General features: G+C 64.1%; 10 protein-coding genes and 1 tRNA gene. 8 read left to right on the top strand and 3 right to left on the bottom strand.

Going from position 1 to position 10,061, the window contains the following annotated elements; all coding sequences use genetic code 11:
• The coding region (locus G4O04_04245) for a thioredoxin domain-containing protein (protein HEY57733.1) at positions 1 to 1,164 on the bottom strand (1,164 nt) is incomplete at its 3' end.
• Between the two features lie 97 nt (positions 1,165 to 1,261).
• Here G4O04_04245 and G4O04_04240 point away from each other — a divergent pair.
• Positions 1,262 to 1,693: a VanZ family protein gene (locus G4O04_04240; protein HEY57732.1), complete on the top strand. Its 432-nt coding sequence runs from the start codon at positions 1,262 to 1,264 to the stop codon at positions 1,691 to 1,693.
• On the opposite strand, the gene G4O04_04235 is transcribed toward G4O04_04240, so the two are convergent.
• Entirely contained in the window at positions 1,644 to 2,423 is a 780-nt protein-coding gene (locus G4O04_04235) for a segregation/condensation protein A (protein ID HEY57731.1), read from the bottom strand. The two genes, G4O04_04240 and G4O04_04235, sit on opposite strands and share 50 nt — an antisense overlap.
• A gap of 143 nt (positions 2,424 to 2,566) precedes the next feature.
• Between G4O04_04235 and G4O04_04230 the strand changes: the two genes are divergently transcribed.
• From G4O04_04230 to gatA, 7 genes are all read left to right on the top strand, one after another.
• On the top strand, positions 2,567 to 3,478 hold the full coding sequence (locus tag G4O04_04230; protein HEY57730.1) for a TIGR03560 family F420-dependent LLM class oxidoreductase: 912 nt from the start codon (positions 2,567 to 2,569) through the stop codon (positions 3,476 to 3,478).
• A gap of 418 nt (positions 3,479 to 3,896) precedes the next feature.
• Positions 3,897 to 4,475, top strand: coding sequence for a hypothetical protein (locus G4O04_04225; protein HEY57729.1), 579 nt, complete (start codon positions 3,897 to 3,899; stop codon positions 4,473 to 4,475).
• Positions 4,476 to 4,536: 61 nt separating this feature from the next.
• Positions 4,537 to 4,896, top strand: coding sequence for a transcriptional regulator (locus tag G4O04_04220; GenBank protein ID HEY57728.1), 360 nt, complete (start codon positions 4,537 to 4,539; stop codon positions 4,894 to 4,896).
• Entirely contained in the window at positions 4,883 to 5,800 is a 918-nt protein-coding gene (locus G4O04_04215; protein ID HEY57727.1) for an ATP-binding cassette domain-containing protein, read from the top strand. The genes G4O04_04220 and G4O04_04215 overlap by 14 nt, the downstream gene beginning before the upstream one ends.
• The gene (locus tag G4O04_04210) at positions 5,797 to 7,026 is read left to right on the top strand and encodes an ABC transporter permease (GenBank protein ID HEY57726.1); all 1,230 of its coding nucleotides are present in this window, start codon (positions 5,797 to 5,799) and stop codon (positions 7,024 to 7,026) included. Before G4O04_04215 ends, G4O04_04210 begins: the two co-directional genes overlap by 4 nt.
• Positions 7,027 to 7,068: 42 nt before the next feature.
• Complete coding sequence (locus G4O04_04205; protein HEY57725.1) at positions 7,069 to 7,479, top strand: hypothetical protein; 411 nt, start codon at positions 7,069 to 7,071, stop codon at positions 7,477 to 7,479.
• A gap of 23 nt (positions 7,480 to 7,502) precedes the next feature.
• Positions 7,503 to 9,068 (top strand): Asp-tRNA(Asn)/Glu-tRNA(Gln) amidotransferase subunit GatA, encoded by a 1,566-nt coding sequence (gene gatA, locus G4O04_04200; protein HEY57724.1) that lies wholly within the window; start codon positions 7,503 to 7,505, stop codon positions 9,066 to 9,068.
• A 136-nt stretch (positions 9,069 to 9,204) separates the two neighbouring features.
• Here the strand turns inward: gatA and G4O04_04195 are convergent.
• A tRNA-His gene (locus G4O04_04195) sits at positions 9,205 to 9,279 on the bottom strand.
• Positions 9,280 to 10,061: the final 782 nt, after the last annotated feature.

The raw sequence follows: 10,061 nt of genomic DNA, 5'->3' as shown, positions 1-10,061 counted from the left end.
GGCGCGGGCGGCCGCGGCGTCGGCCAGGCCGAAGCGCTCAGCCACTTCGGCGTCGCTGAGCGCCCGTCGGGGCACGCTGCGGCCATGGAACTGCCCCTGGGGCGTGATGTCGTAGGCGGTGAGGAATAGGGAGGCCAGGTCATCACCCAGGGCGGCGCGCACCTCCTCCGGGGTCCAGGTGTAATAGCGCCCTTCTTCGCCCTCGGAGTCGGCGTCTAAAGCGCTGAAGAATTCCCCCTGAGGGCCGGACATCTCCCGCAGGAGAAAGTCTAAGGTGCTCTCGGCGACCTGGCGGAAGGCTTCTTCGCCAGTGATCAGATGGGCGTAAAGGTAGGCCCGGGCCAGCAAGGCGTTGTCGTAAAGCATCTTTTCGAAGTGGGGCACGCGCCAGAGGTCGTCGGTGCTGTAGCGGTGGAAACCGCCGCCGAGCACATCGTACATGCCGCCCCGCGCCATCTGAACCAGGGTGTGGAGGGCCATCTGGCGAGCCAGGTCATCGCCGCGTTGGGCGCGCGCCAGCAGGAAGTGGAGCACCAGGGGCTGGGGGAACTTGGGCGCGTAGTGAAAGCCGCCGTGCACGCGGTCGAAATCGCGCAGCAGGGCGCTCACGGCGTCTTCGGCGGCGTGGGGGTGCAGAGCCTGGGCCTGCTGGTAGAGGGGCTTGAGGCCCTCGGCGATATGGGAGGCGGCCTTCTCCCCGGCCTCGTAGATGCGCGCGCGGTCCTTTTCCCAGGAGCGGATGATCTCGCGGAGCAGGTCTTTGAAGCCGGGCAGCCCGAAGCGCGGCTTGGGCGGGAAGTAGGTGCCGCCGTAGAAGGGCTGACCTTCGGGGGTGAGAAAGACGTTGAGGGGCCAACCGCCCTGCCCGGTGAGGGCCACCACGGCGCTCATGTAGAGGGCGTCCAGGTCCGGCCGCTCCTCGCGGTCCACTTTGATGGGAACGAAGTGTTCGTTGAGCAGGGCGGCCACTTCGGGATCCTCGAAGGATTCGTGGGCCATGACATGGCACCAGTGGCAGGAAGCGTAGCCGATGCTGAGGAAGATGGGTTTGTGCTCCCGGCGGGCTTTCTCCAGGGCTTCGGGGCCCCAGGGGTGCCAGTCCACCGGGTTGTGGGCGTGTTGGCGCAGGTAAGGTGAGGCTTCGTGAATCAGGCGGTTGGGCATATCCACTCCAAGAGAACGAGCCGTATGGGGATGGGGTGTTGTCCGCAGAGGCTCATGGTAGAATTGGCGAGCTAGCCATTTTCATCACAGGAGGGTGATGAGCGTGTTTGCTGCAGCGCATGGAAGAGGGCGCACGCCGCAGAAGCGCCTTTGGGACGCCCTGGCCCTGCTTTGGATGGGCCTTATCTTTTACCTCTCGTCCCAGCCGCAACTGCCCTCGGCCCCCGGCTGGTGGGATGTGCTGCTCAAAAAAGGGGCTCATCTGGGGGCGTATGCCGTGCTGGGTGCGCTCTATGCGCAGGGTTGGGGGCGAAGCCGCCCGAGGTGGCAGCCCTGGCTGGGGGCCGTGTTTTATGCGGTGAGCGATGAGGTGCATCAGGCCTTCGTCCCTGGTCGTCATCCGTGGGTGGTGGATGTGCTCATCGATGGGATGGGGGCCGGCCTGGGGGTGCGCTACGGCCAGGTGTGGTTGGGCAGGGTCACTCACCGAATTTGGAAGCGATCTCGGCCTCAGGGTCCAGTTGGGTAGCCGGTTCGATTTCGATATCGGCGAACAGTCCTGGCTGGTGGGCCACCACTAGGTGTTGTTTAACCAGTTCCAACAAGGCGAGAAAAGCGACGACCACTTCCAGGCGGGAGCGCGCCTGGCGCAACACTTCGCGCTGAAAGGAGACGCGCTCCCGGCGACGCAGGGCCCGGATGAGATCGCGGATCTTCTGGCGAATGGTGATCTTGGGCGGGGTGACCACGGTGCGCAGGGGGGGCTGGTAGGCGATGGCCATGGCCCGACGCGCGGCCTCCACCAGGTTGGCCAAAGTGAGCCCGCTGAAGTCCACCCGCGCCTGCGCTTTGGGCGGGGGAGTGGTGCGCAGGAAGGTGCGCAGCCCGGCCTGGTGCCGTTGCCGGAGCCACCCGGCCCGTTCCTTGAACGCCTTGTAGAGCCGAAGTTGCTCGACCAGGCTTTCGCCGGGGTCTTCTTCGCCTTCTTCACGCTGCGGGGGCCGGGGGAGCAGGGCTTCGGATTTGATTTGCAGCAGCCGGGCCGCCACCACCAGGAAGGCCGAGACTTCGTCGGGAGAGCGGTCCTCCAGCCGGGCCAGGTAGGCCAGATATTGCTCGGTCACCTGGGCCAGCGCGATTGTGGTGATATCCAACTCGGCCCGCTCGATGAGGTGAAGGAGCAAGTCGAGGGGGCCCTGGAAGGCCGGGGTTTCGACCCGGATGGACGATACCTGATGGGCGACCACCGAAACGGTCATGTGGGGGATTATATCACGCGCCTTTTGGGAAACGGGGTAAACTTATCTCAGCCTCAGATTAGGCCTGTTCACGCTTCCCCGCCCCCAGCGCGCCTGGGTGGGAGCACCAGGGAGGCGGGATGAGGATTACAAGGAGGAACGTTATGGAATATGCGATTATGGTCGAGGGGCAGAACGGCCTGAACTGGACGCGTTGGCAGCGCATCGCCCGCGCGGTGGAGGATTTGGGGTTCGCTGGGCTGTTTCGCTCGGACCACTTCACCAATGCCCGACCGCCGGACAAGGATTCGCTGGAACTTTGGGTTTCGTTGACCTGGCTGGCCAGTCATACCCAGCGCATCGTCTTTGGCCCCCTGGTCACCCCGGTGTCCTTCCGTCACCCCGTGTTCACGGCGCGCATGGCCAGGGATGTGGACGACCTCTCGGGTGGACGCCTGGTGTTGGGGGTGGGCGCCGGCTGGCAGGAGCGAGAACATCGGATGTTCGGGTTTGACCTGCTGGCGACGCGGGAGCGGTTCGACCGTTTGGCCGAGGGGGTGGAGGTCATCGCGCGGCTGTTGCGGGATGAGGAAAGGGCGACCTTCCACGGGCGCTATTACCATCTGGAAGAGGCGATTTTGTTGCCGCGTCCCCAGCGTCCCGGAGGCCCGCCCATCCTCATCGGCGGCAACGGCCCGCGACGCACGCTGCCCCTGGTGGCGCGGTACGCTGATGAGTGGAACGCCATCTTCCTCACGCCAACCCAGTTCCGCCAGCGCAACGCCCAGTTGGACGCGTTGCTGGAGGCCGAGGGCCGCGACCCAGACACGGTGCGCCGCTCGATGATGACAGGGCTGATTTTCGGTCGCGACGAGGCCGAATTGCGGCGCAAGTTGGAAGGCCGTCCTTCGGGGGAGGACCTGCGCGCCCGCGGCGTGTTGGTGGGCACCCCGGCTCAGGTGCGCGAGCAGGCCGAGGCGCTGGCTGAGGCTGGCGTGCAGCGGCTGATAGTGCAATGGCTGGACCTGGACGATCTGGAGGGGCTGGCGGCCCTGGCCGAGGCGCTGCTGAAGTGAACGCAGTGCAAGGCCGCAGGGGGAGAGGTAGGGGGTGCCAGCCTGGATGGGGGCCGCCCAAGCCCTGGGGAGAAAGGGGAATCTCCGGCCTGACGGCTTTCCCCCCTGGACTGGCTGAGGTTTGGGCCTGCGTTCGGCCGATGGACGAGTTCCGGGCGTCCTGTCATGGCGAGGCCCCTGAGCGCGGCGAAGGGGCGCGAAGTCGAAGGGCCGAAACCATCGGCGGGTGAAAGGGAGCGGCCTGTTGTGCCTGTCGGCCAGAGGATGGCAGGTAAAGAAGGCCGTCCTGCCCTGGCACGCCTCCAACCCTCTTCCAACTTCTGACCTGAGTTCAGAGCTTTTTCTTGACACGTGTAAGGGATGGGAGTAAAGTGTCGCACAAACATGTTTGTAATGTAAACCAGTCTGCGAGGTTGGTATGCGCCCTTCTGAACGCCCTTCTTCCGAGCGCCTTTCCTGGCGGGTGAAACAATATTGGTTCGAAGATGGGTTGGCCGAGGCGGTTACCGGAGCAGGGTTCCTCCTGCTGGCGTTGGTGCTCGCCTTGAGCACCCGTTGGGCCCAGCCGTGGAGCGGGGCGCTGCAGGCTTTGGTGATTTTCGCCTTTGTGTTGGGCAACCGCTGGGTGGTCCAGCGCCTCAAATGGCGTATCACCTACCCGCGCACCGGTTACCTGGCGTATCCGCGCCCAGACAAGGCCACCCGGGCGTTACGGTCGCTCGTGGCCTTCGTCGCGGGCGCTGGGGCGATTTTCCTGGGGGCTATGTTGCTCTCGCACAATCAGGAGCGGGCGTATATCGCCGGGCTGACCGTGGTGCTGGTGTTGTTTTACCTTTTTATGGCTCAACGGCAGGCCTGGACCCGCGGAGTGTTTTATGCTGGGGCCTGTTGCTTGCGGGCGCTGTGGCGGTGCTGCTCCTTTCCAGTCCCTCCTGGCGCGAGGCTGTGTTGCGGGGTGGCGTGCATTTTGCCCTGGTGGGGCTGGCCCAAATTGTAGGTGGCTTGCTCACCCTGCGGGGGTACCTGAGACGCCACCCATCTCCCCTGGAAGGCGAGCCATGATCCCCGCTGTGGACATTCAATCCCTTGATCCGATGGTCCACGCCCCGGCCCGCCTGGCCATCCTCACCGTACTCTCTCTGGTGGATGAGGCCGACTTCCGTTACCTGCTCTACGCCACCGGGCTGACCAAGGGCAACCTCTCGGCCCATTTGAGCAAACTGGAAGAGGCCGGATATGTGGATATCGAGAAAACGTTTCGTGGGAAACTCCCTCTGACCTTGTGCCGTCTGACCCCCCAGGGACAGCGCGCCCTGGAGGCCTATCGCCGCACCATGCGGGCGATCCTGGATCTCGGCGAGGCCGCCGAGGCCCAGGGCCGTTCATCCCCTCAAGGAGGTAGCCGTGAACCCCGTTGAAATTCAAAGCCTGGTCAAGCGTTATGGCGACTTCACCGCGGTGGATCATGTTTCCTTCAGCGTGGCGTCTGGGACGATCTTTGCCCTGTTAGGGCCCAATGGCGCGGGGAAGACCTCGACCATCCGGGTGCTTATGGGCATTCTCTTCCCCGATGAGGGGGAAGTGCGCCTGCTGGGCCGCCCCCCGCACGAGACGCGGGAGCAGGTGGGCTACCTGCCCGAGGCGCGGGGGTTGTACCGCGACGCCCGGCTGCTGGAGTTGCTGATTTATCTGGGCGTGCTCAAAGGCCTGCGGCTGGCCGACGCCCGCCAACGGGCCCTGGCCTGGCTGGAGCGCTTCGGGCTGGCCGAATGGGCCGGGCGCAAAGTGCACGAACTCTCCCACGGGATGCAGCAGAAGGCCCAGTTGGTCGCGGCTTTGCTGCATGACCCGCCCGTCCTGGTGTTGGACGAACCTTTCCAGGGCCTTGACCCGGTGAATGTGCAACTGGTCAAGGAACTGGTGGCCGAGTTGCGCCACCAGGGGAAGACCATCCTCCTCAGTTCGCATCAGTTGGTGCACGTGGAGGCCCTGGCCGATGAGGTGGCCCTCATCAGCCGGGGGCGCATCGTGGCCCAGGGGAGCCTGGAAGCCTTACGCCGCCGTTACGCCCGCGGGGATGTGGCGGTGCGTCTGGCCAACGGCGCGCCGCTACCCGAAGGGTTGCCCGTCCGGCGGGTGGAGCAGCGGAACGGGGCGTGGTACCTGACCCCAGAGGCCGGGGTCCCTCCCCAGGAGATCCTGAACCGCCTGGTGGCCCAGGGGGCTCCGGTGGAACGCTTTGAGGTGGTTTTCCCTTCGTTGGAGGAAATTTTCCTCCGCGCGGTGGAGGCGTCGGAATCGCAGGAGGAGGTGGTGGCATGAAGGCGCGCAAGATTTTCCAGGTGGCGCAGTACGAGTATCGCACCCATTTCCGCCGCTTTGGTTATCGCTTCGCCACCTTTGGTTTGCCTTTACTGGCCGTGTTGATCGCCTGGGGGCTGCGCGCCGCCAGCCAGCGCACTGATGTGGGCAATTTGTTCTTTGGCGCTCTGGACAAGCCCGTCGCGGTGCTGGATCAGGCAGGAGTGTTGTCCGCTGACCTGCCGGAGCCTTTCGTTTGGGCCGAGGGCCTGACCGCGACGCAAGAGGCGGTTCGCCAGGAGAGGCTTCTGGCTTTGGCGGTGTTCCCCAAAGATTTCACCGCCACTTATCAGGTGACGATCTATATCTCGGGCGGGATAGGTGCTTCGGCAAAGGTGCTCTCGCAGGTGAATGCCCTGGCCCTTTACGCCAGGTTGGGGCAGAAGTATCCTTACGCCGAGGTAGAGCAGTGGATGGAAGGCCCGGAGGTAACCACCATCACATTGAGCAASACGACTTCCGAGGAAGCCAACGGCGGRCGCTTCATGGTGGGTTACGCGTTGAGCCTGATTTTCTTCATCGCCCTTTTCACTTCCGCCGGTTATTTGTTACAGAGTGTGGCCCAGGAGAAGGAAAGCCATATTATGGAGTTGCTGCTTTCCTCCCTCTCATCCATGGAGTTGCTTTGGGGCAAGGTGCTCGGCCTAGGCACCTTGGGATTGACTCAAGTGGCGGTGTGGCTGGTAAGCGCCCGTTGGCTGGCTGAACGGTTTGGGCAAAACGTCGAGTTCATGCAACCCTTGATGGAAAAATTGCGCCACCCAGACCCTCAACTTGTGGTGGTGGCCGTGGTGGTGCTGCCCCTGGCCTATCTGACCTACGCCCTGCTGATGGCCGGTTTGGGCTCGTTGGGGAGCAATCTCCGCGAGAGCCAGCAGTTTTCCGCGGCTATTTCGCTGCTGGCTACGGTGCCGTTTATGGTCAACTTCCTCTTCTTCGTGAACCCCAACGGTGTGGTGCCGCGGGTGCTGAGTTACATCCCCTTTACCGCGCCGGTGGCCGTGCTGCTGCGATTGAGCGTGGCCCCGATGGCCTGGGGGGAGTTGGGTTTGATCATCGCCCTGCTGGCCGTGGGCGCCATGTTTAGCTTGTGGGCAGGGGTGCGTCTGTTCCGCGTGGGCGTGCTGCTCAGCGGGAAGAAGCCTTCCTGGCGCGAGGTGTGGCGCATCGTGCGGCACCCGGCCTGATGTTTAGCCCCGTTTTCAACCAACAGGGGCACGGCAGGCGGCGTGCCCTTGTTTTTTCCGGCGGAAGCGCGGTTTGGTTGGCGTCTGGGCTGGGTTCTGCTACAATTGGGACATCCTAAGCCGGAGGATGTCTTGATGGAAGAGGAAATCACCCGTGATTTGTTCGCTTACCTGGCCCAACTGGCGGCTTTTGAACTCACCGAGGAGGAGGCCGAATACCTGCGGCGCGAACTGAACAAACAGTTGACCGCCATCCACGAACTGGAGGCGGTGCCCCTGGACCCCGAGACGCCCATCACCTCCCATGGGGTGCCTTACACTCCCCAAATCAGCGCGTCGCCCCGCGAGGATCGGTGGCAGCCTTTTGAACACCCGGAGCGTCTGGTCGAACAGGCGCCGGAAAGCGAGGAGGGCTACATCATCGTCCCCGACATTCCCCACGAGGAACTCTAAGCCAGGCTCAAGGAGCGAAGCCCATGAGCGATTTGTTGCACCTGGAAGCCCACGAGATCGCCGCCAGGGTGCGCCGGGGCGAACTCTCGGCGTTGGAAGTGACCGAGGCGGCCCTGGAGCGCATTGCCCGGGTCGATGGTCTGCCAGGCACCCTGGAGGGCGATCCTGACGCCGAACCGGACAAGATTCACGCCTTCATCACGCTGACGGCCGAGCAGGCCCGCGAGGCGGCCCAACGCATCGATGCCATGGTGGCCCGTGGCGAAGACCCTGGCCCCCTGGCCGGGGTGCCTTTCACGGTCAAGGACATTTTTGTGGTCGAGGGCACCCCTTCCACGGCTGGTTCGCGCATTTTGGCCAATTACATCGGCCCCTATACGGCCACCCCGGTGGCCCGGATGGAAGAGGCCGGGGGCATCATGCTGGGCAAGGTCAACCTGGATGAGTTCACCTTTGGCTCTTCCAATGAATCTTCGGCGTTCAAGCCCACCCCGCGCAACCCGTGGAACACCTCGCGGGTGCCGGGTGGTTCCTCGGGCGGTAGTGCGGCGGCCGTGGCCGCGGGCGAAGGGTGGCTTTCCATCGGCACCGACACGGCCGGCTCCATCCGCCAGCCGGCCGCCTTTTGCGGCGTGGTGGGTCTCAAGCCCACCTATGGCCGCGTGTCCCGTTACGGGTTGATCGCCTTCGGCTCTTCGCTGGACACCCCCGGTCCCATCGCCCGCACCGTGCGCGATGCGGCCCTCATGCTGCAGGTCATCGCCGGGCGCGACCCCCACGACGCCACCACGGCCACCGTCCCCGTGCCCGATTATCTGGCCCAACTGGAACAGGGGGTGCGCGGTTTGCGCATTGGCCTCTCGCCGGACTACTTCCGCATTGTGCGCTTCGACCCCCAAACCGGCGAGTTGCAGGAAGAGCCCATCGCTGCCGAGATTCGCCAGGCTGTGCTGGATACGGCCCGGCGACTGGCCGACCTGGGTGCGGAAATCGTTGAAGATGTGCCCATGCCGCACACGAAGTACGGCATCCCGGCTTACTTTGTCATCTCCCGCGTGGAGGCGGCCTCCAACCTGCACCGCTACGACGGCGTGAAATATGGCTATCGCACGCCGGACAAAGTGGCCGATTTGCGGGAGATGTACCGCAAGACGCGCGGCCAGGGCTTCGGCTTGCAACCCAAACTGCGCATCCTCATGGGGATGTATGTCAGCGCGGCTCAGTACAGCGAGCGTTACTACCAGCGGGCCTTGCAGGTGCGCACCCTCATCCGCCGGGACTTTGAGGCCATCTTTGACCCCCAGGGCGACTACCGCCTGGATGCCCTGCTGACCCCGACGACCCCCACCACGGCCTTCCCCATGGGGGCGGTGTACGGCGACAGCGTGCTCATGCAATACGCCGACCAACTGACCGTGGCGGCCAACCACGCCGGGGTGCCGGGCCTCTCGGTGCCCGTGGCGTTGGACAAAGAGGGGTTGCCCATCGGCGTTCAACTCCTGGGCCCCGACTTCAGCGAGGCCACCCTGTTGCGCATCGGCTACACGGTGGAGCAAAGCGCCGGGTTCCAGGCGCGCATCGTGCCGTAAAGGAGAAGGCCCCCGGCCATCGCGGGAGCGTGCTCAGCGCGTTTTCCTGGGTTGTTCCGTTTCCTTGACTTGTGTTGGCTGAGTACCCCCTAAACGATAACAACCCCAGTTCACCGGCTGGGGTTGATCTTTGTCTTGGGGTGGCTGATGGGACTTGAACCCACAACCACCTGATCCACAGTCAGGCGCTCTGCCATTGAGCTACAGCCACCAAGTGCGGGCTAATTTTATCACGAAGCCCTCAGCCTTTCAAGCCAGACGAGAAAAAAGAGCGTGTTTCAGTTTGGTAGGCGCAAGCGCGGCCCTGCCATAAATTTACTTCTGGCGCTCAGTGCGGATGCAGGCGTTGGCGCAAGCGCAAGAGTTCAGGCGTGGTTGGAAGAGGGCCTTCCCAAAAAAGGAAGATGGGCCTGCAGCCAATCCCCTAAGTCCTCCCGGAGGCGTGAGTGGGCCCTGGGCTTGGGGGCTGAGGTGGTTTTAGGGTGTGTCCTCAAGGGGCCACGATGCCGGCCACTCCCCAGGCTCAAGCGGCCGTTGGATACGCACTTTGACCAGCGCGCCCAGGCCTTGCGCCGACCAATGACGTCCTTTGCCTTTCATCCATGGGCGATCAACGCCCGCATCTGGCCTTCCATATTGGCCTAACCTCTCCACCTCTTCGCCTGCATAGCCGCTTTGGTGTCCCCAGCGCACCATACGGGGGGCTTCCGGGTGCTTGTCCAGCCAGGCCCATGTCATCATAGGCCAACCCAACCCGTACCTCACGCCATGCCGTATGCCCCTGGCCTGTACGCTGCCTCACCAGTACGCCCTCGGCTTCGATAGAGAGCCTTGGGGCCGCTTGCTCTCCCTGTGGCTGCGGAGCGGCCCCCTGACCAAAGACCCGCTCCACTGCTTTCGCTTCCGCCTCCGGGATGGTTTTTCCCACTCCTTGAGTCAGGCGCCAGATGGTGCTGGGAGTCAACACCCCGGCTGTGAGCAGGGCCAAGACTT

Source organism: Anaerolineae bacterium, from assembly GCA_011176535.1.
In the GTDB taxonomy this organism is placed as follows: domain Bacteria; phylum Chloroflexota; class Anaerolineae; order Anaerolineales; family DRMV01; genus DUEP01.
The sequence above is the reverse complement of the archived record's forward strand: the minus strand, read 5'-3'. Positions and strand labels throughout refer to the sequence as shown.

Excerpts from the sequence above, each read along its gene's own strand:
- G4O04_04220 (HEY57728.1), top strand. The coding sequence starts at position 4,537 with ATGATCCCCGCTGTGGACATTCAATCCCTTGATCCGATGGTCCACGCC.
- G4O04_04230 (HEY57730.1), top strand. The coding sequence starts at position 2,567 with ATGGAATATGCGATTATGGTCGAGGGGCAGAACGGCCTGAACTGGACG.
- G4O04_04225 (HEY57729.1), top strand. The coding sequence starts at position 3,897 with ATGCGCCCTTCTGAACGCCCTTCTTCCGAGCGCCTTTCCTGGCGGGTG.
- G4O04_04240 (HEY57732.1), top strand. The coding sequence starts at position 1,262 with ATGAGCGTGTTTGCTGCAGCGCATGGAAGAGGGCGCACGCCGCAGAAG.
- gatA (HEY57724.1), top strand. The coding sequence starts at position 7,503 with ATGAGCGATTTGTTGCACCTGGAAGCCCACGAGATCGCCGCCAGGGTG.
- G4O04_04235 (HEY57731.1), bottom strand. The coding sequence starts at position 2,423 with ATGACCGTTTCGGTGGTCGCCCATCAGGTATCGTCCATCCGGGTCGAA.